Annotated in this window: 22 protein-coding genes and 1 pseudogene; 14 read left to right on the top strand and 9 right to left on the bottom strand. The window is 41.9% G+C overall.

The window, feature by feature from the left end; all coding sequences use genetic code 11:
• The first annotated feature begins 66 nt into the window (after window positions 1-66).
• Window positions 67-1,068 carry an adenosine deaminase gene (gene add / locus ACLPIE_RS03185; protein WP_430259583.1) on the top strand — a complete coding sequence of 334 codons (1,002 nt, stop codon included), beginning with the start codon at window positions 67-69 and terminating at the stop codon, window positions 1,066-1,068.
• A gap of 449 nt (window positions 1,069-1,517) precedes the next feature.
• Here the strand turns inward: add and ACLPIE_RS03180 are convergent, their stop codons facing one another.
• The gene (locus tag ACLPIE_RS03180; RefSeq protein ID WP_430259871.1) at window positions 1,518-2,495 is read right to left on the bottom strand and encodes a bile acid:sodium symporter family protein; all 978 of its coding nucleotides are present in this window, start codon (window positions 2,493-2,495) and stop codon (window positions 1,518-1,520) included.
• Between the two features lie 57 nt (window positions 2,496-2,552).
• Window positions 2,553-3,596: an oxidoreductase gene (locus ACLPIE_RS03175; protein WP_430259581.1), complete on the bottom strand. Its 1,044-nt coding sequence runs from the start codon at window positions 3,594-3,596 to the stop codon at window positions 2,553-2,555.
• 138 nt (window positions 3,597-3,734) lie between these two features.
• Here ACLPIE_RS03175 and ACLPIE_RS03170 point away from each other — a divergent pair, with 138 nt between their 5' ends.
• The 11 genes and pseudogenes from ACLPIE_RS03170 to ACLPIE_RS03120 form a co-directional block, all read left to right on the top strand.
• Window positions 3,735-4,175 carry a DUF2569 domain-containing protein gene (locus tag ACLPIE_RS03170; RefSeq protein ID WP_430259579.1) on the top strand — a complete coding sequence of 147 codons (441 nt, stop codon included), beginning with the start codon at window positions 3,735-3,737 and terminating at the stop codon, window positions 4,173-4,175.
• Between the two features lie 84 nt (window positions 4,176-4,259).
• Window positions 4,260-4,841, top strand: coding sequence for an electron transport complex subunit RsxA (gene rsxA, locus ACLPIE_RS03165; protein ID WP_430259577.1), 582 nt, complete (start codon window positions 4,260-4,262; stop codon window positions 4,839-4,841).
• The gene (gene rsxB, locus ACLPIE_RS03160; protein WP_430259575.1) at window positions 4,841-5,455 is read left to right on the top strand and encodes an electron transport complex subunit RsxB; all 615 of its coding nucleotides are present in this window, start codon (window positions 4,841-4,843) and stop codon (window positions 5,453-5,455) included. Before rsxA ends, rsxB begins: the two co-directional genes overlap by 1 nt.
• The gene (gene rsxC, locus ACLPIE_RS03155) at window positions 5,448-8,021 is read left to right on the top strand and encodes an electron transport complex subunit RsxC (protein ID WP_430259573.1); all 2,574 of its coding nucleotides are present in this window, start codon (window positions 5,448-5,450) and stop codon (window positions 8,019-8,021) included. The genes rsxB and rsxC overlap by 8 nt, the downstream gene beginning before the upstream one ends.
• Window positions 8,022-8,032: 11 nt before the next feature.
• Window positions 8,033-9,118 carry an electron transport complex subunit RsxD gene (gene rsxD / locus ACLPIE_RS03150; protein WP_430259571.1) on the top strand — a complete coding sequence of 362 codons (1,086 nt, stop codon included), beginning with the start codon at window positions 8,033-8,035 and terminating at the stop codon, window positions 9,116-9,118.
• A gap of 9 nt (window positions 9,119-9,127) precedes the next feature.
• The gene (gene rsxG / locus ACLPIE_RS03145; RefSeq protein ID WP_430259569.1) at window positions 9,128-9,757 is read left to right on the top strand and encodes an electron transport complex subunit RsxG; all 630 of its coding nucleotides are present in this window, start codon (window positions 9,128-9,130) and stop codon (window positions 9,755-9,757) included.
• A complete protein-coding gene (locus ACLPIE_RS03140; protein WP_430259567.1) occupies window positions 9,757-10,470 on the top strand; it encodes an electron transport complex subunit E in 714 nt (237 codons plus the stop codon). The genes rsxG and ACLPIE_RS03140 overlap by 1 nt, the downstream gene beginning before the upstream one ends.
• A gap of 20 nt (window positions 10,471-10,490) precedes the next feature.
• Window positions 10,491-11,132, top strand: a complete 642-nt coding sequence (gene nth, locus ACLPIE_RS03135; RefSeq protein WP_430259565.1) for an endonuclease III — start codon at window positions 10,491-10,493, stop codon at window positions 11,130-11,132.
• A 138-nt stretch (window positions 11,133-11,270) separates the two neighbouring features.
• Window positions 11,271-13,214 (top strand): exoribonuclease II, encoded by a 1,944-nt coding sequence (locus ACLPIE_RS03130; RefSeq protein WP_430259563.1) that lies wholly within the window; start codon window positions 11,271-11,273, stop codon window positions 13,212-13,214.
• 203 nt (window positions 13,215-13,417) lie between these two features.
• Entirely contained in the window at window positions 13,418-13,636 is a 219-nt protein-coding gene (gene osmB, locus ACLPIE_RS03125; RefSeq protein WP_430259561.1) for an osmotically-inducible lipoprotein OsmB, read from the top strand.
• Window positions 13,635-13,739, top strand: a pseudogene (locus ACLPIE_RS03120) (NadS family protein); the annotation flags it as partial. The gene osmB and the pseudogene ACLPIE_RS03120, both read left to right, overlap by 2 nt.
• A 13-nt stretch (window positions 13,740-13,752) precedes the next feature.
• Here the strand turns inward: ACLPIE_RS03120 and yciH are convergent.
• From yciH to ACLPIE_RS03095, 5 genes are all read right to left on the bottom strand, one after another.
• Entirely contained in the window at window positions 13,753-14,079 is a 327-nt protein-coding gene (yciH, locus tag ACLPIE_RS03115) for a stress response translation initiation inhibitor YciH (RefSeq protein WP_430259559.1), read from the bottom strand.
• Window positions 14,076-14,801, bottom strand: a complete 726-nt coding sequence (gene pyrF / locus ACLPIE_RS03110) for an orotidine-5'-phosphate decarboxylase (protein WP_430259557.1) — start codon at window positions 14,799-14,801, stop codon at window positions 14,076-14,078. The genes yciH and pyrF overlap by 4 nt, the downstream gene beginning before the upstream one ends.
• A gap of 45 nt (window positions 14,802-14,846) precedes the next feature.
• Window positions 14,847-16,019: a lipopolysaccharide assembly protein LapB gene (gene lapB, locus ACLPIE_RS03105; RefSeq protein WP_430259555.1), complete on the bottom strand. Its 1,173-nt coding sequence runs from the start codon at window positions 16,017-16,019 to the stop codon at window positions 14,847-14,849.
• A 6-nt stretch (window positions 16,020-16,025) separates the two neighbouring features.
• Window positions 16,026-16,343: a LapA family protein gene (locus ACLPIE_RS03100; protein ID WP_430259553.1), complete on the bottom strand. Its 318-nt coding sequence runs from the start codon at window positions 16,341-16,343 to the stop codon at window positions 16,026-16,028.
• Window positions 16,344-16,488: 145 nt separating this feature from the next.
• Window positions 16,489-17,211 carry a phosphatase PAP2 family protein gene (locus tag ACLPIE_RS03095; RefSeq protein ID WP_430259551.1) on the bottom strand — a complete coding sequence of 241 codons (723 nt, stop codon included), beginning with the start codon at window positions 17,209-17,211 and terminating at the stop codon, window positions 16,489-16,491.
• Between the two features lie 220 nt (window positions 17,212-17,431).
• Here ACLPIE_RS03095 and ribA point away from each other — a divergent pair, with 220 nt between their 5' ends.
• Both ribA and hemB read left to right on the top strand, forming a co-directional pair.
• Window positions 17,432-18,028 carry a GTP cyclohydrolase II gene (gene ribA / locus ACLPIE_RS03090; protein ID WP_430259549.1) on the top strand — a complete coding sequence of 199 codons (597 nt, stop codon included), beginning with the start codon at window positions 17,432-17,434 and terminating at the stop codon, window positions 18,026-18,028.
• Window positions 18,029-18,232: 204 nt separating this feature from the next.
• Window positions 18,233-19,210: a porphobilinogen synthase gene (gene hemB / locus ACLPIE_RS03085; protein ID WP_430259547.1), complete on the top strand. Its 978-nt coding sequence runs from the start codon at window positions 18,233-18,235 to the stop codon at window positions 19,208-19,210.
• A gap of 112 nt (window positions 19,211-19,322) precedes the next feature.
• Here hemB and ACLPIE_RS03080 read toward each other — a convergent pair whose 3' ends face one another.
• Together ACLPIE_RS03080 and acnA are read right to left on the bottom strand one after the other, a co-directional pair.
• Window positions 19,323-19,766: a hypothetical protein gene (locus ACLPIE_RS03080; RefSeq protein WP_430259545.1), complete on the bottom strand. Its 444-nt coding sequence runs from the start codon at window positions 19,764-19,766 to the stop codon at window positions 19,323-19,325.
• A 283-nt stretch (window positions 19,767-20,049) separates the two neighbouring features.
• Window positions 20,050-22,722 (bottom strand): aconitate hydratase AcnA, encoded by a 2,673-nt coding sequence (gene acnA, locus ACLPIE_RS03075; protein ID WP_430259543.1) that lies wholly within the window; start codon window positions 22,720-22,722, stop codon window positions 20,050-20,052.
• Window positions 22,723-22,919: the final 197 nt, after the last annotated feature.

The following is a 22,919-nucleotide window of genomic DNA, read 5'->3' as shown; positions in this document are numbered from 1 at the left end:
ATTTTAAATTGCTTTTGCTCGCTCTAAAGTCAAAATAAGGAAAGAAACTAGAAAAAGGATCATCCCGTGATAAATACTCATCTACCTTTAACTGATTTACATCGCCATCTTGATGGCAATATTCGCCCTGAAACCATTCTCTCCTTAGCTGAGCAACATAAGATTCAATTACCCGCTACTGAGCTGGAGGCCTTACGTCCACATGTTCAAATTATAGGCCAAGAAGCGGATCTCGTGGGTTTCTTAACAAAATTAGACTGGGGGGTCGCTGTATTAGCTGATTTAGATGCATGCCGGCGTGTTGCATTTGAAAATGTTGAAGATGCTTTTAATGCAGGTATTGATTATGCAGAACTGCGCTTCTCTCCTTACTATATGGCGATGAAACATCAGCTTCCAGTTGCAGGTGTTGTTGAAGCAATCATTGATGGCATCAATGCGGGTTGCCGCCAGTTTGATATCAAAGTTAACTTAATTGGTATTTTAAGCCGTACCTTTGGTCAAAAAGCCTGTATGACCGAATTAGAAGGACTATTGGCTCACCGTAACCATCTGTGTGCTTTAGACTTAGCAGGTGATGAACTCGGTTTCCCTGGCGAGTTATTTGAGCCGCATTTTATTAAAGCCCGAGATTCAGGATTAAACATTACAGTTCATGCAGGCGAAGCTGCGGGTGCAGCAAGTATTTGGCATGCCATTAACGTATTAGGTGCTCAACGAATTGGCCACGGTGTTAAAGCAATTGAAGACCCTGCATTGATGGACTACTTAGCCAAACACCAAATTGGTATAGAAAGTTGCTTAACGTCCAATATTCAAACCAGTACTGTCCCTTCCCTCGAAAAGCATCCATTAAAAAGCTTTTTACAACATGGAATACTTGCATCAATTAATACTGATGACCCTGCTGTTCAAGGAATTGAATTACGTCATGAATATGAAGTTGCGGCCCCACAAGCTGGCCTGACAAATAATGAAATTGAACAAGCACAGCGTAATGGTTTAACTATGGCATTTTTATCGACTAATGAGAAAAATGAGCTGATACAAAAAGCAGCAACTCGTTAACGTATAAAGGGCTTTATTGAAATTTTTGAAAACTCACTTATAGTGTGGACAATCAATAAAGCCCTTTAGAGGAGTTATCGTCACTAACGCATTATAATCATGTAAAATCAATTTATTAGCTATTCTCTGGTATCCTTGTTAGCCCATTCTTATTTATTTCACTATTGCTAATTTTATTTTTATCCAATAAATAGTATGTTGTAACTAAAATATTTTTTAGCATTTATATTTATAGGACTACGTAACGTTCGTTTCTTTGATATAGACACCATCACGCTAAGCTGATAGACCATCAATAACGATATTGTAATAATTTCTTTAGATTCGTAGTTAGCTATTTTTAATCAATATTACAGCACTCAACTGCAATGAAAACTCATATTGAATATGATAATGGGGATAATGATATTTATACACTAAGCATTACCCCATTTAATAAGAAAAAATATCTATTTAGTGGTTAACCTTTTAGCATAACGCTGAGCAAGTACCGCACTGACCATGAGTTGAATTTGATGAAAAATCATTAACGGTAGTAAAATCACCCCAACAGTTGCCGCAGGAAATAACACATTGGCCATAGGTACACCATTCGCTAAACTCTTTTTAGAACCACAAAATACAATGGTAATTTCATCTTCTTTACTAAAGCCAAACAACCGTGCAGCTAAGGTATTTATCACAATAACAATAAATAGGATTACGCAACTGACAACCACAATCATAAACAAGGAGAACGCATCAATTTTTTGCCATATCCCTTCAACAACGGCTTCACTAAAGGCAACATAGACCACTAATAAGATAGAAGAACGATCAGTCATGTTGACTAATTTACGATTACGATTGATCCAATTTGCAATCAAAGGACGAGCCAAATGCCCGACCACAAAAGGTAACATTAATTGCATTAGAATCGCCCCAATGGCATTTAACGTATCTACGGCTTGACTGCCATCAGCATCAATCAAAACCCCTACGAGGATTGGGGAAAGAAAAACGCCTAATATACTCGATGCTGAAGCGCTACAGATTGCAGCTGCAATATTACCTCCGGCAACGGAAGTAAATGCGATTGCAGACTGAACCGTGGCAGGCAAAGCACAAAGATACAAAAAACCCATATACACCGTAGGAGACATCCATTCTGGCACAATAACTGACAGTCCAAGCCCCACTATAGGGAATACAATAAAGGTACTGGCAAAAACCAAAAGGTGCAAACGCCAGTGCCCTATCCCAGCCATTATTGACTCTCGTGATAGTTTTGCTCCATGCATAAAGAATAATAGTGCAATTGCGGCCGTTGTTAGGTATTGAAACCCTATTTTTATGTCCCCCTCACATGGAAAGAAACTTGCGATGACAACGACTGTGACCATAATCAGTAAAAAAGGGTCGATTCTCAGTTTAGCTAACAGGTTCATTTTATTGTCCATAATAAAAGCCAGTTTATATTGACTGGCTTTTTAGTACTTTTAAAATTAAAAAATGGATTCGATAGTGCGTTTTTCTGTTGCTGAACGTATACCAGCTTCAATCAGTTTCATAATATCAATAGCTTCACTCGGAGTAACTGGATTTGCTTCACCGTTGCGTATCGCTTTATAAATAGCGTGGTAATAACCACCATAGTTACCTTTTTCATTAGGCCATGGTTGAGTAATCAACTCATCATTTTGTGACAGCGTCACATTCCCTGTATTACTATCAACGCCCCAGTTCACACCTTCAGGCTTAGCGCCGTTTTTTAAGCAACTTTCTTGGGTATCTAACCCATACTTCACATAGCTACCATTCATTCCGTGAATAACATATATTGGCATTGGAGCTGCCGCTAAGGTTGTCGCGTGTAAAACCACTTTTTTATCTGCGTACTGTAAAATAGTATGAAAGTAGTCCACTGCTTGTGCATTCGGACGGATCATGGCGAGATCTGCGGTGATCGCTGTCGGTTTACCAAAATATTGCAGCACTTGGTCTAACAAATGAGGGCCCAAATCGTACCAAATCCCTGCCCCAGGTATATTTGCTTCACGCCAACGTTGTCTTACTGCTGGGCGATAACGGTCAAAATGGGATTCATAATACTTGATGTCCCCAAGGCAACCCTCTTGCAGTATTTTTTTGACTGTAAGAAACCCAGAGTCCCAACGACGATTTTGATAAACAGAAAGCAGTTTTCCCGCTTTTTCGGCTTGCAATTTCAATTGTTCTGCTTGTGCAACATCCAATGTAAAAGGTTTATCGACAACAACATGCTTTCCGGCTGCCAATGCAGCTTGTGCTAATGGGAAATGTGTATCATTAGGAGTTGGAATCACCACTAATTCAATGTCTTTGTCAGCAAATATGGCTTCTGGAGATGCAGCCACGTTAACATCCGGCCAATCTGCCTTAACTTTACTCGGGTCACTACTGGAAATACTGGTTAAATCATACCCTTCTAACGTCCCTAAAAAAGGAGCATGGAAGGTTTTACTTGCATAGCCATACCCAAGAATACCTACTTTAATCGGTTTCGACATATTGACCTCACAGAAAAACAGACTTAGATAGAATTAAAAAGTACCATCAGAAGGAATTAAATGGCAAATAAATCTATGATAGGATTGTAAAATATCCAAGGTTATCTACCGCAACTTCGCAATAATGGATGTTTATTTATGACTTCAGTTTATAGTGCTAACCGTATCACTGGCTGGTTATTGGTGCCAGCAATCTATTTATTGCTAACCTTTTTAGCTGTATGCAGCATGACCGTGATGTATTGCATTAAATTTTATGACATTGTCACGACTATAAATAATTGGACTAACTACATCACTATGGCTTGGGTGCTCTCATTTGCTATTTCAATAGCAATGACATTATTTAGTGTTCATGTTCTGCAATTAATGTTTTCGCGTTCGAAACATTTTCCTCGCCGTTTTACTATTTGGCTGTTAGTTTTATTATTATTAGGCTTAAAAACATTTGCTTTCTCACCTATTGATGACAATACAGCACTGCAAGTTCTTGCGTGGCCATTATTGGGAGCTGGCTTTTTTGTCCCCTATTTAAAACGTTCTCAACGTGTGAAAATGACTTTCACACAAGATCGATAAGCATCACATAAATTGCTTGATATCATAATGATAGTTTAACTGGCTTCGGCCAGTTTTTGTTCTTTTATTCTTTCAGGCAATAGTATGACTGATTATCTATTACTCTTTATTGGAACAGTACTGGTTAACAACTTCGTCCTTGTTAAATTCCTTGGCCTATGCCCATTTATGGGTGTATCAAAAAAACTCGAACCTGCCATTGGAATGGGGTTAGCCACCACATTTGTTATGACTTTAGCCTCAATAAGCTCATGGTTAATTGACACACTGATATTAATCCCACTCGATCTCATATACTTACGTACGCTAAGTTTTATCTTAGCTATCGCCGTTGTTGTTCAGTTCACTGAGATGGTGGTTCGTAAGACCAGTCCAACACTTTATCGCTTACTGGGTATTTTCTTACCACTGATCACCACTAACTGTGCTGTTCTCGGAGTGGCTTTATTAAATATCAATATGTCCCATACATTTATGCAATCTGCAGTATATGGTTTCGGTGCTGCCATTGGTTTCTCATTAGTCATGGTGTTATTTGCCGCTATCCGTGAACGACTTGCTGTAGCTAATGTTCCCGCCCCATTCAAAGGCTCCTCCATTGGGCTTATCACCGCAGGACTAATGTCTCTTGCATTTATGGGCTTTAGTGGATTGGTGAAATTCTAATGATGTCAGTATGGATTGCCATCGGTATATTAGCCGTTTTGGGCCTTATATTTGGGTTGATCTTAGGATACGCCTCTTTACGTTTCAAAGTTGAAGCTGACCCTATCGTTGAGCAGGTCGAAGCTATTTTACCGCAAAGTCAGTGTGGCCAATGCAGTTATCCTGGTTGCCGTCCGTATGCGGAAGCTGTGGCTAACAATGGGGAAATGATTAACAAATGCGCCCCTGGTGGCGAACAAGTGATGCTTAAAATAGCAGAATTACTTAACGTTGACCCACAGCCGATTGATGGTGATGAAAGCGCCCAAAATCCGGTACGTAAAGTTGCTATTATTGATGAGCAAAATTGTATTGGTTGCACTAAGTGCATTCAGGCATGTCCTGTTGATGCCATTGTTGGTGCGACACGTGCGATGCACACTGTTATTGAAGATTTATGCACCGGTTGTGACCTCTGCGTTGCACCATGCCCGACCGATTGTATTGAGCTTGTCCCTGTGAAAACGACTACCGCCAACTGGAAATGGGATTTAAATACTATCCCTGTCAAAAATATTAGCGTTGAACCAAACCAACAACCCTATACCGAAGCGCGAGGTAATACTCATGCTTAAGTTATTTAATTGGTTGAAAAAAGATAATATTTGGGATTTTGATGGCGGTATTCATCCTCCTGAGATGAAATTACAGTCTAGCCAAGCACCAATGCGTGTTGCCACTGTGCCTGATGAGCTAATTATACCGTTGCAGCAACATTTAGGCCCTGAGGGCGAACTCATCGTTCAAGTTGGCGACGTGGTTTTAAAAGGCCAACCGCTAACCAAAGGATTGGGACGTACAGTTCCCGTTCATGCCTCAACCTCAGGGACGATTACTGCCATTGAACCGATGGTAACTGCACACCCTTCAGGCTTAAAAGAGCTCTGTGTCCGCATTCAATCAGATGGCAATGATAGCTGGTGTACTCTGTTTCCTGAACCTGACTATACACAGCTAAGTAAGCCTGAGTTATTACAAAAAATTGAGCAAGCTGGTATTGCAGGGCTTGGCGGTGCAGGTTTCCCGACGGCGTCTAAATTAGCCGGAGGTAAAGATGCGATTAAAACATTAATTATCAATGCGGCTGAATGTGAACCTTATATCACTGCTGATGATAGGTTAATGCAAGAACATGCACTGGAAGTTATCGAGGGATGCCGAGTCTTACAACACTTATTAAACCCTGACCAAGTTTTGATTGGTATTGAAGATAATAAACCAGAAGCTATTCGTGCTTTAAAGCAGGCGATAACCTATCAGGACCCGCAAATATTTGTCCGCGTTATCCCAACTAAGTACCCATCGGGTGGCGCTAAGCAGCTAACAAAAATATTAACAGGTAAAGAAGTGCCGTCTGGCGCGCGGTCATCACAAATTGGTGTATTAATGCAAAACGTGGGGACTGTTGTCGCTATCAAGCGTGCTGTTATCGACGGGCAGCCATTAATTGAACGTGTCGTTACCGTAACTGGGGAAGCCATTACCCATCCAGGTAATTTTTGGACGCGTCTTGGCACCCCCGTGAAACATCTGCTGCAACAATCAGGATTTACCCCTGAGCCAGAGCAAATGGTGATCATGGGAGGCCCATTGATGGGGTTCACTCTCCCTGATCTCAATGTACCTGTCGTTAAAATTTGTAACTGCCTTTTAGTTCCTACAATGGAAGAAATGGGGCCAAAAGCATTAGAAGAGGCTTGTATTCGCTGTGGCTTATGTGTAGATGCCTGCCCTGCGGCATTATTACCTCAACAACTTTACTGGTTTAGTAAAGGAAATGAACATGAAAAAGCACAAAAGCATAATTTATTCGACTGTATCGAGTGCGGAGCCTGTGCCTATGTTTGCCCTAGCAATATTCCATTAGTCCAGTACTACCGCCAAGAGAAAGCGGAAATTCGTGAAATCGCCCAAGAAGAACGCCGAGCTGCTGAGGCTAAGCTTCGCTTTGAAGCTAAGCAGCTGCGCATGGAGCGAGACAAACTGGCGCGTGAAGAGCGCCATAAAAAAGCAGCTGTTCAGGTTGATAGTTCAGACAAAGATGCCGTCAATGCAGCATTGGCTAGAGTTAAAGCCAAGCAGAGCACAACCACAGAACCGATTAAAATTATTTCAGGCGAATTACCTGATAACAGTGCCGTTATAGCCGCACGAGAAGCTCGCAAAGCACAAGCTCGCGCCAAACAAGCTGAAAAACAAGCAAATTCACCTTTAGCATCTGTTGATGACGAAACACAAAACGACTCACGCAAGGATGCTGTCGCTGCTGCCATTGCCCGTGCTAAAGCTAAAAAAGCCGCACAAGCGCAAGCCGCTGCTGAACCTGCTGTTGATGCAACCGTAGACACTGACGTCGACCCACGTAAAGCCGCCGTCGCTGCTGCCATTGCCCGTGCCAAAGCTAAAAAAGCCGCACAAGCGCAAACCACTGCTGAACCTGCTGTTGATGCAACCGTAGACACTGACGTCGACCCACGTAAAGCCGCCGTCGCTGCTGCCATTGCCCGTGCTAAAGCTAAAAAAGCCGCACAAGCGAAAACCGCTGCTGAACCTGCTGTTGATACGACCGCAGATACTGACGTCGACCCACGTAAAGCCGCCGTCGCTGCTGCCATTGCCCGTGCTAAAGCTAAAAAAGCCGCACAAGCGCAAAGCGCTGCTGAACCTGCTGTTGATGCAACCGTAGACACTGACGTCGACCCACGTAAAGCCGCCGTCGCTGCTGCCATTGCCCGTGCTAAAGCTAAAAAAGCCGCACAAGCGCAAAGCGCTGCTGAACCTGCTGTTGATACGACCGCAGACACTGACGTCGACCCACGTAAAGCCGCCGTCGCTGCTGCCATTGCCCGTGCTAAAGCTAAAAAAGCCGCACAAGCGAAAACCGCTGCTGAACCTGCGGTTGATGCAACCGCAGACACTGACGTCGCCCCACGTAAAGCCGCCGTCGCTGCTGCCATTGCCCGTGCTAAAGCCAAAAAAGCCGCGCAAGCCGAATTGCTAGCACAAGAAGAGCTATCACCCGCAGCAGAACAGCCAATTGACGAAGAAAGTGACCCTCGGAAAATTGCCGTTGCTGCCGCGATCGCCCGTGTTAAAGCGAAACAAGCTCAAAAACAAAATGAACAAACGACTACAGAGTAAGTGATAACGAGATGAAATTTAGGCCAACTGATGCGAAAAATCGCCGTTTAAAAATTGCTAGCGCACCATTTACTCATAACAAACAAAGTACAAGTTTAGTCATGTTTTGGGTGCTTTTGGCTGCCATTCCCGGTATTGCAGCACAAGTTTATTTTTTCGGTATTGGGACCTTGTATCAAATTATTTTAGCCATGTTAACGGCTGTAATTACCGAGGCGGGCTCTATCCGCTTGCGTCAACAACCTGTCATACCTGTACTAAAAGATAACTCTGCCATTGTAACGGCATTGCTACTCGGCATAAGCCTTCCCCCATTATCACCGTGGTGGTTAATTGTATTGGGAACCTTCTTTGCAATCACTATAGCTAAACAATGCTATGGTGGTTTGGGACAAAACCCGTTCAACCCTGCAATGGTAGGATACGTTGTATTGCTGATATCATTCCCTGTGCATATGACAAATTGGTTACCACCTCAAGAGTTGCAGACCCTGCATATTTCAGCACTAGATAGCTTGTCTGTGATCTTCAGTGGTCATACTCAAGGCGGTATTCCCCTTGATCAGCTACGAACCGGTATTGATGGCATGAGCCAAGCAACCCCTCTTGATAGCTTTAAAACGGGGTTATTAACACATTCTATTTCTGATGTATTACAACAACCTATATTACAAGGTTCACTCGCTGGTATCGGTTGGCAATGGGTAAATATTGCTTATCTAATTGGTGGGTTAATTATGATTAATCGCCGTATTATTAGCTGGCATATCCCATTATCATTTATAGGAACATTAGCTATCTTAGCGGTGGTGAGCTATTTAATTGATGATAGTCGCTATGCCCCTCCACTCGTTCATTTGTTATCAGGTGCAACTATGTTAGGTGCATTCTTTATCGCCACCGACCCTGTCACAGCCTCAACAACACCTAAAGGCCGAATTATCTTTGGCGTCATTATTGGATTCTTGGTTTGGGTGATCCGCGTTTATGGTGGTTATCCTGATGCTGTCGCATTTGCCGTACTATTAGCCAATATTACCGTACCATTAATTGATTACTATACGCAGCCACGTGCGTACGGGCATGGACATAAATAAGGGGCAATGATGTTAAACACAATGCGACGCCATGGCGTAATCTTAGCAATCTTTGCTGCTGGAACGACCGCACTGAGTGCTGTTGTCTATACTTTAACTAAAGAAACTATCGCTGAACAGGCTGCACTCGTTCAGAAAAAATTGCTTGACCAAGTTATACCTAGTGACCTGTATGATAATGATTTAACTAAAGAATGTTATCTGGTTCACAACGAAGAAATACTTGGAAATAAACAACCAAGGCGCTTATATATCGCACGCAAAAATGGCGAACCTATCGCGGCGGCCTTAGAAACAACGGCATTAGATGGTTATTCAGGGGCAATCCACCTATTAGTCGGGGCCGACTTTGATGGTACTGTGCTTGGTGTTCGCGTCACAGAGCACCATGAAACACCAGGCCTTGGGGATAAAATTGAAACTCGAATTTCTGATTGGATCACCTATTTTAGTGGCAAGAAAATCGCCTCAGATAACGACCCTAAATGGGCGGTAAAAAAAGATGGGGGCGAATTTGATCAGTTCACCGGAGCCACTATTACACCGCGTGCTGTTGTTAATGCAACTAAACGCACCGCTGTGTTCATGCAAAGTATTCCGCAACAATTATCGATTTACCCACGGTGTGGAGATGAATAATGAGTGAATCTAAAGACTTACTAGTACAAGGGCTCTGGAAAAACAACTCCGCTTTAGTCCAACTATTAGGGCTTTGCCCGCTTCTTGCGGTGTCTTCGACGGCAACTAACGCCCTTGGGTTAGGATTAGCGACGACATTAGTTCTAGTTTGTACTAATGTTGCGGTGTCTGCTTTACGTCGTTGGGTGCCTTCTGAAATTCGTATTCCCATTTATGTTATGATTATCGCCTCGGTGGTTAGTGCAGTACAACAACTCATCAATGCATATGCATTTGGGTTATATGAGTCACTGGGGATATTCATTCCGCTGATTGTCACAAACTGTATTGTCATTGGTCGAGCTGAAGCCTATGCCTCTCGCAACCCAGTACCTTTATCTGCTTTAGATGGCTTAGCGATGGGATTAGGTGCAACCGCCACCTTATTTGTTCTTGGTTCCATCCGTGAGATCTTAGGTAATGGAACCTTATTTGATGGAGCAGATTTATTATTGGGTTCTTGGGCAACTTCATTACGAATCGAAGTGATACACCTTGATTCTCCATTTTTACTCGCTATGCTACCTCCTGGAGCCTTTATTGGCCTTGCGCTATTATTAGCGGCTAAGTACTTAATTGATGAAAAAATGAAAAAAAGAGCCGCTTTAAAATTGCATCATCAGCCAGCTCGTGAATATGAAAAGCAGCAAGGGTGTGGCAGTCATCTTTCTTAACAACAATATTATTGTGAGCAATGAATAAATCAAAACGTATTGAAATTCTAACTCGCCTACGCGATAACAATCCACATCCAACGACGGAGCTAGAATTTAGCTCCCCTTTTGAATTATTGATAGCAGTGTTACTTTCGGCTCAAGCGACGGATGTGAGTGTCAACAAAGCAACGGCCAAGCTTTATCCTATCGCTAATACCCCAGAGGCAATCATGGCACTCGGTGTAGATGGTATTAAAGAGTACATTAAAACCATTGGGCTATTTAATACCAAAGCAGAAAGTGTTTATAAAACTTGCCAAATTTTAATTGAGAAACATAATAGCCAAGTTCCCGAAGACCGCGAAGCACTTGAAGCTTTACCCGGCGTGGGTCGAAAAACGGCCAATGTGGTGCTAAACACCGCTTTTGGTTGGCCTACCATTGCTGTTGATACGCATATTTTTCGCGTCTGTAATCGCACCAATTTTGCCCCAGGTAAAAATGTTGTTGAAGTGGAAGACAAATTACTTAAAGTCGTTCCCGCGGAATTTAAGGTGGATTGCCACCACTGGTTTATTTTACACGGACGTTATACCTGTATTGCACGCAAACCACGTTGTGGTTCATGTATCATCGAAGATTTATGCGAGTTTAAAGAAAAAGTTTATCCTGAAAATTAGACCTGATAACACGTTATTCAGAGTCAGTTAAACCACAGTTTTTATGATTAATCTTCTTTGTATCGCATTTTTTCCTTGCTCTAATACTTTGTCTTACGTAACAATAGAGCCAAACTCAACATCAACTAAACGGTAAGTATGTTTCAAGACAACCCACTGCTAGCACAACTTAAACAGACATTGCACGCCCAAACACCTCGTGTTGAAGGCTTGGTAAAAAGCACAGAAAAAGGTTTCGGCTTTCTCGAGGTTGATGGCCAGAAAAGTTATTTCATCCCGCCGCCACAAATGAAAAAAGTCATGCACGGTGACCGTGTCATTGCAGCGATTCATACGGATAAAGACCGCGAATTTGCAGAACCGGAAGAGCTTGTAGAGCCTTTTTTAGATAGGTTTGTTGGGAAGATTCAGAAAAAAGAAAACGATAATCGCCTATTTGTCATTCCCGATCATCCATTACTAAAAGACATGATATCTTGCCGGCCAATACACAGTATTACCCACGAATTCAAGCAAGATGATTGGGTTGTTGCACACATGCGTCGTCATCCACTAAAAGGCGATAAAGGCTTCTATGCGGAAATTACAGAATATATTACTGATGGTGATGACCACTTTGCCCCTTGGTGGGTAACGTTACGCCGTCACCAATTAGATCGTGATGAACCACAAATGGTGGAAACTGAGCGAGATGACCAAGGTATTGAGCGTGTTGATTTAACTGACTTACACTTTACCACTATCGACAGTGCCAGTACTGAAGATATGGATGATGCTTTATACGTTGAAAAAAATGCTAATGGTGATTTAAAATTATTCATCGCCATTGCTGACCCAACAAGTTATATTCCCGAAGGTAGTGAACTCGATAAACTTGCTTTAGCTCGTTCTTACACCAATTATTTACCTGGCTTCAATATTCCAATGTTGCCACGTAAATTATCTGATGACCTGTGTTCGCTTCGCCCTAACGAACGTCGCCCTGCTTTAGTTTGCGTCACACGGATCAAAGCGGATGGCAGTATTGATAGTGACATTGAGTTTTTCAGTGCATGGGTGGAGTCAAAAACAAAACTCGTTTATGACGAAGTTTCGGACTGGCTTGAAAATACCGGTGAATGGCAACCTGCAAATGAGGCCGACAAGCAGCAAATCTTATTACTCAAAGAAATGGCAGACAGGCGTTTGCAATGGCGTGAAAACAACGCTTTGGTATTTAAAGATCGCCCAGACTACCGTTTCATTCTTGATGATAAAGGCAATGTTGTCGATATCGTTTCTGAAAGTCGCCGTAGCTCTAACCGTATTGTTGAAGAAGCGATGATCACCTCAAACCTGTGTGCCGCTACTGTACTAAAAGAAAAATTAGGTTTTGGTGTATTCAACGTCCATATGGGCTTTGAGCCATTACAAATTGAGCAAGTTGTACAAACGTTAAAAGATAATGGCATCGAAACTACCGCTGAATCTTTACTAACGCTGGAAGGCTTCCGTCAATTACGCCGTAAATTAGATGCACAACCGACACAATTCCTTGATAGCCGTATTCGTCGTTATCAAACTTTTGCGGAAGTCAAAGCCGAGCCGGGTCCACACTTCGGTTTAGGTTTTGATGCTTATGCAACATGGACTTCCCCTATTCGTAAATACACTGATATCGTGAATCATCGGTTATTAAAATCGGTAATAGCAGGTAAACCTTCTTCAAATAGACCTTCTGAAGAATTATCGATTAAATTAGCTGAGCGCCGTCGTGCAAACCGTATGGCTGAGCGCGATGTAGGAGATTGGCTGTATTCACGTTACTTGAAACCTTTCGAAGGGACAGATACTAAATTCCCAGCAGAGATCATTGATATTACCCGTGGTGGCGTGCGTGTCCGCCTTGTGGATAATGGTGCGGTGGCATTTGTTCCGGCACCTTTCATTCACAGCGTTCGCGATGAAATTCAATGCAGCCAAGAAACGGGCAGTATCTTAATTAAAGGCGAAAAAGCGTACCAACTCAACGATATTATCAATGTCACTATCAACGAGGTTCGCATGGAAACTCGTAATATCGTCGCTCGCCCAGCAGAATAGTTATATATGTTCTATTATTTAAAGACCATAAGCTGAAACTTATGGTCTTTTCTTCGTATATCTTTAATTCTATATATTCTTTTTCGCATTTAACGTTAAATTTTAGCTATTTTTCAATATTAATTCCTGATTATTCTTATTCGTATAAACATGCAGCGTGCTATTTTATAATTTAACTAATAGGCACTAAAGGGGTTAATACAATGAACAGAATAAGCAAACGTATTTTATCATTTATAGTGATCGCTACTGTCGCCGTCAGTGTCAGCGCGTGCTCTAATATGTCTAAACGTGATAAAAACACCGCTGTAGGTGCGGGTGTCGGCGCAGTCGGAGGTGCCGTTCTCACTGGAGGAAGTTCTGTAGGAACAGTGGGTGGAGCGGCAATCGGTGGGATCATTGGCCATCAGGTTGGCAAATAGAAGTTGGGAACTTAAAAGACGAAATCCGACGGACTTAGCGGCAAAAGTATTAGCCGCTATCCAGAAAAACCCAGCATTGTTTGAAGAGTTAGCAGAAAGCTGAGCGGTTAATAAATTCAGCCACCAGCTAACTTTACTTGAAACCCTTTAGTTTCAAGGTGCTGCTTAATCACATCACGTTTATCGCCTTGAATTTCGATGTTACTCTCTTTCACTGCGCCGCCGCATCCACATTTTTTTTTCAATTCAGCGGCCAGTTTATTCAATTCGCTATCATCAAGGTCTAGGCCTGTAACCACACAGACCCCTTTTCCTTTACGCCCTGCCGTTTCACGACGAATTCTGACTGTTCCATCACCTTTTGGCCTTTCAGGTTTTGGTTTTTCCTCAACAATGCGGCCAATATCTGTGCTATAAACAAGACGACTATTTTGATCACTCATACTAAGCCTTTAATCGACTGATTGATTTGTTGCAATGTCTGTGTTGGGTTTTCGCTACGCGTTATTGGGCGACCAATAACCATATAATCTACCCCCGCTTTAATCGCATCTTGCGGTGTCATGATACGGCGCTGATCACCAATATCACTGCCTGCGGGACGAATACCTGGCGTCACTAATTTAAAATCAGCGCCACATAGACTCTTCAAACGCTGCGCTTCATGAGCAGAGCAAACAACGCCATCAAGGCCACACTCTTTAGTTAGCAGTGCTAAACGCTCTGCATGAACAGCGGGCGATACATTAATACCTACACCAACGAGATCAGACTCATCCATGCTGGTTAATACCGTTACCGCAGTCAACAAAGGGGCATCTTTACCATAGGCTTCAAGTGACTGACGAGCCGCTTCCATCATTCGCGCCCCACCAGTTGCATGCACATTTACCATCCACACACCCATTTCAGCCGCAGCAGCCACTGCGCGTGCAACCGTGTTAGGGATATCATGAAATTTCAAGTCAAGAAAAATATCGAAGCCGCGATCATGGAGTGATTTGACAAATTGAGGACCATTAAATGTGAACATTTCTTTACCCACTTTCAAGCGGCAATCACGAGGGTCAATGCGATCGGCAAACGCTAATGCAACATCCGAGTCTTCATAATCAAGTGCGACAATAATGGGTGAATGTATCTGGTTCTCAGTTGAGGAAATCATTTCTTAGCCTTTAAAGAGTCGTTATTGTTTAAAAAGGTGACGCTGTCACTGACCATCAAGCCCACGGATGGGTTTTATCGTGTCCCAAGAGCGACATGATGGACAATGCCAATATAATGCACGAGATGTAAAACCACATTTGTGGCAACGATAATCAGGTTTGGTCCGAATTTGTTCACCGACCATTTTACGTAGCAAAATCAAACTTTCTTTTGCACGCCCTTCTTCCGCTTCTTCTAGGTGATAATCCATTAAGCGATAAAATAAACGCATAGTAGGATGACGTTGTATTTGGTCATTAATATAGCTTGCGGCCGCTTCATGATTTTGCTTTTCAACAATAATATCAGCAAGATAGAGCTCAGCTATTGCACCAGAGTTGCCTGCAACACATTGACGCAGATAATCTTCCCAGTCATCTGACTGACCCGTATGTTGATAACAGTCATAAAGTAATGGAAGCGTCTCAACAACAAGTTCTCTGTCTTGCTCATATACCTGTTTTAATACATTAATCGCTTTGTCATAATTGTTTTGCTCAATGAAAAGTCGCCCTTTCATGATTGAAACGCGAGCACAATTTTTGTCAGCTTGTGCTGCTTTATTTAAAAATGACAAGGCATCGTCAAGATCATCACTGGCGAGTTGCTGAGTTGCTAATTCACAATAAAAATGTGCAATTTGCTCACGTAACTCTTGATGACCTAATTTGACTAATTTACCTGCAACCTCAATCGCTTTTGTCCAATCGCTGGTGAGTTGATAAATATTCAGTAAAGATTGGTAGGCACTGAGTTTAAAATCCACCTCATCCGTTAACTGTTGAAACATGATTTCAGCACGGTCATAAACACCAGCGGCCATATAGTCACGACCCAATTGTTGGGTTGCCAGAAGACGTTGTTCAAATGATAATGCGGCACTTTCCACCAGCGACTGATGAATACGAATAGCGCGCTCTACTTCCCCACGAGAACGAAATAAATTGCCTAATGTCAGATGGGCTTCAAAAGCAGAACTGTCCTCGTTTTTTAACATATCGAGGAATAAATCAACTGCTTTATCTTGTTGATTAGATAATAGAAAGTTAACGCCTGTCACATAATCACGTGACAAGCGATTTGCATGATGTTGCTTATCTTGTTGAGCACTTCTGCGCCCCATATACCAACCGTATGCAGCAGCGACTGGGAGCAACAGAAACAGCAACTCGAACATACAGGATTATTCCTTGTTCTGAGTCGTCACTAATGAGGTTGAGTCAGAAATATTGTTTTCTTCAGCACCTAATTGTGATTCTAAACGTCTAATTTTACGACGTGCATTTTTTAGGCTAACTATAGTGCGTAAATAAAATACGGCGCACACCAGCCAACCGAGCACAAAACCGACACCAAAAAGTGATGCAAGCAGGGTAGATAATGAAAAATTCCCTTTTGCTATCAGGTAGTTAAATGTAATAACCTGATCATTGCTTGAACCTAGCGTAATCGAAATGATAAAAAACGCGACCGCCAGTAATAAAATCAGAAAATATTTCACATTTGTTCCCGTTATCAGTTCTTATTCATCCAGTAATATCTACCTGATAAGGTAGCATTTCCAACGCATTCAGACAAAGTAATTTATTTTATACAACACCAAATTTGGACTAAAAGTCCCATGTTCGCCACCATTTGTAGAAAGATTAGTCGGCTTTATTTTTTAAAATAAGATATTGCAACACACCATAGCCTAATATTGCAAAACAAGCACTGATGATAACTGACGTAATAATATCGATAGGCCAATGCATTCCTAATAACATTCGGCTAAAAGCAATCCCTTCTGCCCATATGGCTAAGGCAATGGATAACGCATATAAACGCTGTTGCCAAAAAAGCGCTATCAATAATAACACCCAGCCAGCGGCAAATAACATGTGCCCAGATGGAAAAGAGTATCCCGTTTCTGCCTGCCAATGTTTGCGTTGCCATGTAGGAATATCATTATTTGATTTAACTGTATTCTTAATTAATATTGCACGCTCGCTGCGTTTTAAATCATAAAAATCCGAAGGTGGGATATGATAGTTGGCAGCTAACCATTCTACATAAGGACGTGGTTCTTTAAATGAACTTTTTAACAACGTTTTCAAACCTTGTTGTAACAATACGGTACTCATGACAACCGTTATAATAATCAGCAAATATTTTTTATTTGCCCGAAATACATAGCTAATTATCCCAATAAACAATAGTGACGTTAAAATACTGTATGGTGCCCCTGCGGTATCAGTCAGCCACAAAAGCCACTGTTCTGATTTAAAATGATTTTCAGCCCCCCACTGCCACCCTGTAATTATCATCCATATCGGTGGAATGATGAGTAATAGTGCAAAACTACTCACAACTAAAATAGCCTTTCTCATTCAGTGGTTCCTATTAATAATAAAAATTAAACCGAATGTACAAATATTACATTCACCCCCCTGTTAACTCTGCTATAGTAATATACCGTTGACCGTGTGCAAAGAAAGTCAACCTCTATATGCTAAACGCCATATAGCGTCGATATACCATATTCAAAATATTTTATATCGATAAACGTTATTAATTAAGCAAGAGTTACTTTATCTAATGAAAGAAAATATGCAGCTAAAACGTGTTGCCGAAGCAAAACTACCCACTCCTTTTGGTGAATTTTTAATGGTAGGTTTTGAAGAAGTTGCTACCGGTCGTGATCATGTAGCGTTAATTTTTGGCGATATCTCAGGAAATAGCCCCGTACTGAGTCGTATCCATTCAGAGTGTTTGACGGGGGATGCACTATTTAGTCTACGTTGCGATTGTGGCTTTCAACTAGAAGCTGCGCTCTCTCAGATTAGTAAAGAAGGCCGAGGGGTATTGCTTTACCATCGACAAGAAGGTCGAAATATTGGCTTACTGAACAAAATCAGGGCTTATGCTTTACAAGATCAGGGCCTTGATACCGTAGAAGCGAATATCAAGTTAGGCTTTAAAGCGGATGAACGTGATTTTACCCTATGTTCTGATATGTATAAGCTATTAGGGATTAACGAAGTTCGCTTGTTAACGAATAACCCGAAAAAAATTGATAAAATGCGTGAGGCGGGGATCAATGTTGTCGAACGTGTTCCGTTGATCGTTGGTCGCAATCCAATTAATGAACATTATTTAGATGTCAAAGCTGAAAAAATGGGGCATCTACTGTTTAAACATCAATAACAGCATCAAAGGAAGAGTATCCTGCTCTTCCCTTTATTTTTTTCCTAACCTTTATTCTTTCCTAATTATAACAATTCTATCTGTGCCATTTATTGACTGCTATATTCACATTCTTTCTATAAGGTTTATACTGTTAGCAATATTATTACCTTGATGAATATGCTTAGTCTAATAATGCTATTCTTCAAACCACAAGGAGATATTGTGAATAACCTGCATTCTATTGAGCGCATGAGAAGACTGCGTAAAACCGAAAAACTCCGCACTTTATTTCAAGAAACGCAATTAACTATCAATGACCTTTGCTTACCTATTTTTGTTGAGGAAGAACTCGACGATTATATGCCTATTACTAGCATGCCTGGTGTTATGCGTATCCCTGAAAAACGTTTAGCTTATGAGATTGAGCGTATTGCTAATGCAGGGATAAAGTCTGTTATGACTTTTGGCGTTTCACATCACCTTGACGATAACGGAAGCGATGCATGGCAAGAAAATGGCTTAGTTGCTCGTATGTCACGCATTTGCAAAGAAACAGTCCCTGAAATGATTGTTATGTCAGATACCTGTTTCTGTGAATATACTTCCCATGGGCACTGTGGTGTGATGCATGGCCATGTTGTTGATAATGATGCAACTATTCATAACTTGGGTTTACAAGCGGTTGCCGCAGCTCGTGCAGGTGCTGATTTCATTGCGCCATCTGCCGCAATGGATGGCCAAGTCGCTGCCATCCGCCACGCATTGGATGCTGCTGGGTTTACTGATACGGCTATTATGTCCTACTCAACAAAATTTGCTTCTGCCTTATATGGCCCATTCCGAGATGCGGCAGGATCATGCCTGAAAGGTGATAGAAAAACCTACCAGATGAACCCAATGAACCGCCGAGAAGCATTACATGAGTCATTAATTGATGAACGTGAAGGTGCGGATGCACTGATGATCAAACCTGCGGGGGCTTACCTCGATATTATTCGTGATTTACGTGAACGTACTCAGCTACCTATTGGCGCTTATCAGGTTAGTGGTGAGTATGCACAAATCAAATTTGCAGCCCAAGCCGGTGCAATTGATGAAACACGTGTTGCTCTGGAAACTCTAGGTTCTATTAAGCGTGCTGGGGCTGACTTAATTTTCACCTATTTCGCGTTACAATTAGCAGAAGATAAAGTTTTATAGTGATATTTTGCTAAATAAAACCCGCGATACTGTATACTTTTACAGTATCGCGGGTTTTTAGCATTATCGTTTAATAAATGAACTGAGCTTGTGTATTTACCATACCAATAGGCTATTTTTCACGCTGAACTTTTAATTGCTGAGTTAAGCTTTGCGCGTATCTTTGTGCTATTTCTGCTGTGGCTAGCCCTGCAATTAGCAAGTCTTGTTTACCTGACTCCGTGATAGCAACAACCCCCCAATAATCAACTTCAACAGTCACACTTTCAGGGTTTTGATCTGGCATTGGTAAAATATCAAAATAGTCTTTAAGAGGCGCTATTTCAATAGATGTATAATCTGCATTTAAGCCTAGAGGGAACTCTTTGTCCGCATATAAACGTAAGTCATGAACTTCCGTTTCAGGGGTTCTCATCACAATGGAATATAAATTAGGGATGTGTTCTAAAATATCACGTACTTCTTCATTTGCTCCATCAAAATGGGATGTAGTCAATAAAATATCTGCTGCCCATAAAGCCCCTTTATAGAAATCAGTTTCATTGATATCTGCCATATTATTTCCTTTACATTGTTTTCAATAAGTTCAACCACAAGGTGACAGGTGCCGAAGCCTTTACAATCATGTTATTCCGAACAAAGAAACTTATTATGGCGAACTTCCCCCCTTTCATTTCACTAAATAACAGTAATCCTCTCCTGTAATATACTCTCTGCTTATCACCATAACGTAGATTGCTATCGAAAATATTGAGAAAAAACAATATTGATAAATAAGATTAAATATTGAAAAGGAAAACGCCTGCAGGGCGAACCATGCAGACGTTGGCATTGATAGATTAATGTAACATTTGCCTAATCACATAATGAAGAATACCGCCATGACGGTAGTAATCCATTTCAGTTGCCGTATCAATACGGCAGCGTGTTGTCACCGTTTTAACCTCACCATTCCCATAAGTAATGTTGATAGTGAGATCTTGACCAGGTATTAATGACTGTAGTCCCACAACATCAATACGCTCATCTCCTTTTAGCCCTAATGTTTTGCGAGAAATACCATCTTTAAATTCTAATGGAATAACCCCCATTCCAATCAAATTAGAACGGTGGATACGTTCATAAGACTCGGCGATAACCACTCTGATGCCAAGTAAGTTAGTACCTTTCGCAGCCCAATCTCGGCTTGAACCAGAACCATATTCTTTACCGGCAATAATTGCTAATGGCCGTTTCTCCTGTTGATACAACATGGCGGCATCGTATATTGCCATTTGCTGTCCCGTTGGGATATGTAAGGTATACCCCCCTTCAACACCCGGTACCATTTCATTTTTAATACGTATATTCGCAAAAGTGCCTCGCATCATGACTTCATGGTTACCACGGCGAGAACCATACGAGTTAAAGTCTGCAACCGCAACGCCGTGTTCTTGTAAATAGCGGCCCGCTGGGCTGTCTTTCTTAATATTACCTGCTGGGGAAATATGATCTGTGGTGACTGAATCACCAAGGATCGCCAAAATATTAGCGCTATGAATGTCTTTTATTGGGGCTGGCTTAACTTGCATACCTTCAAAGAATGGTGGATGGCGAATATAGGTTGAATCCTCCTGCCAATGATACGTCGCTGAGCTTTCAACTTCTAATGCACGCCATGCTTCATCCCCTGTAAACACGGCATTATACTCCTTACGGAACATCTCAGTTTTAACCTGTTGTACCGCACTTGCAATTTCAGCGCTGGATGGCCAAATATCTTTTAGATAAACATCATTGCCAGCTTTATCAACACCAATGGGATCTGTTTTTAGGTTAATATTCATATTACCGGCAAGTGCATAAGCGACAACAAGCGGCGGTGAAGCTAACCAGTTTGTTTTGACTAATGGGTGAATACGCCCTTCAAAGTTACGGTTTCCTGACAATACGGCTCCTACGGTTAGGTCAGCCTGTTTAATTGCCTCTTCTATTGGTTCTGGTAATGGACCAGAATTACCAATGCAGGTTGTACAACCATACCCCACTAGGTTAAAACCTAATTTATCTAAATAAGGGGTTAAGCCTGCAACGGCGAGATAATCCGTCACCACTTTAGAACCGGGGGCAAGGGATGATTTAACCCAAGGCTGGCGCATCAACCCTTTCTCAACCGCTTTTTTCGCCAATAAGCCAGCCGCCATTAACACGCTCGGGTTCGATGTGTTAGTACATGATGTAATGGCCGCAATCACCACGGCTCCATCGGTCAGTTCGAAACTTTTATTGAGGTATTTTACTGTTGGATAATGAGATGGAATTTTTTTGTTCACTTCCAATTCCACAGCACCACGAAAAGCTTTAGGTACTTGGCTAAGTTCCACACGGTCTTGGGGACGTTTAGGACCGGCTAAGCTAGATTCGACCGTAGACATATCCAATTCGAGCGTACTGGTGAAAATAGGTGCATCACCTGCATGTCTCCATAACCCTTGTTCTTTACTGTAGGCTTCCACCAGCGCGATTTCATCATCACTACGCCCAGTCAGGCGCATATAAGATAACGTGACCTCGTCTATTGGGAAGAACCCACAGGTTGCGCCGTATTCAGGGGCCATATTGGCAATAGTGGCACGATCAGCAAGTGGTAAATCGGCAAGACCATCACCATAAAATTCCACGAATTTACCCACTACACCGTGTTGACGCAGCATTTGTGTCACTGTCAGCACAAGGTCAGTTGCGGTGATCCCCTCTGATAATTTTCCTGTTAATTTAAAGCCAACGACATCGGGGATCAGCATCGAAACAGGCTGTCCTAACATTGCAGCTTCGGCTTCTATTCCACCAACGCCCCACCCAAGTACCCCTAATCCATTGATCATTGTCGTATGGGAGTCAGTTCCGACCAAAGTATCAGGGTAAGCATATAGCTGGCCATCAACCTCTTCATACCACACAGCCTTACCGAGGTATTCTAAGTTGACTTGATGACAGATCCCTGTTCCTGGCGGGACAACTTGGAATCGATTAAATGCTTTTTGTCCCCAGCGTAGAAATAAATAACGTTCATGGTTGCGCGCCATTTCAATTTCAACGTTTTCGCCAAATGCTGATTGCGTGGCAAATTCATCCACCATCACTGAGTGGTCAATAACCAAGTCGACAGGTGATAATGGATTAACTTGCGCCACATTCCCCCCCAATGACTTAACCGCTTCACGCATAGCGGCAAGGTCAACAACTGCGGGTACACCGGTAAAATCTTGCATTAACACACGCGCTGGCCGGTAGGCAATTTCTCTATCCGCATGTGCGTTTTTTTGCCAGTCGATAATAGCTTGTAGGTCTTGCTCGACAACTGAACTACCATCAATATGGCGTAATAGGTTTTCTAATAGAACTTTCAGAGACTTAGGCAACTTCGAGCCATCACCTATTTTTTTTGCGGCCAGTGCTAAACTGAAGTAATTATACTGCTTGTTTCCGACAGTAAGTTTCGAGGCACTCGCTGTTTTTAGACTCAACGACATAACTCCTCCTTGGTTTTTATGGCTATGGCAATATTGTGTTTACCACCATTATTTTTTGTTAACCAATTGTAAGCATAGTTGCTTTATAAATTTGATTTATGGATTTTGTGCCAAATTTTGAATTTCTAGTTAATTTATAATAGGAAATTTAAGATAAGAAGTGAAATAAGGAAGGCCAATATAAATAAAAGGTCAAA

This window comes from Providencia sp. Me31A (assembly GCF_050487165.1).
Lineage (GTDB): Bacteria > Pseudomonadota > Gammaproteobacteria > Enterobacterales > Enterobacteriaceae > Providencia.
This window is presented reverse-complemented; position numbering and strand designations above follow the sequence as displayed.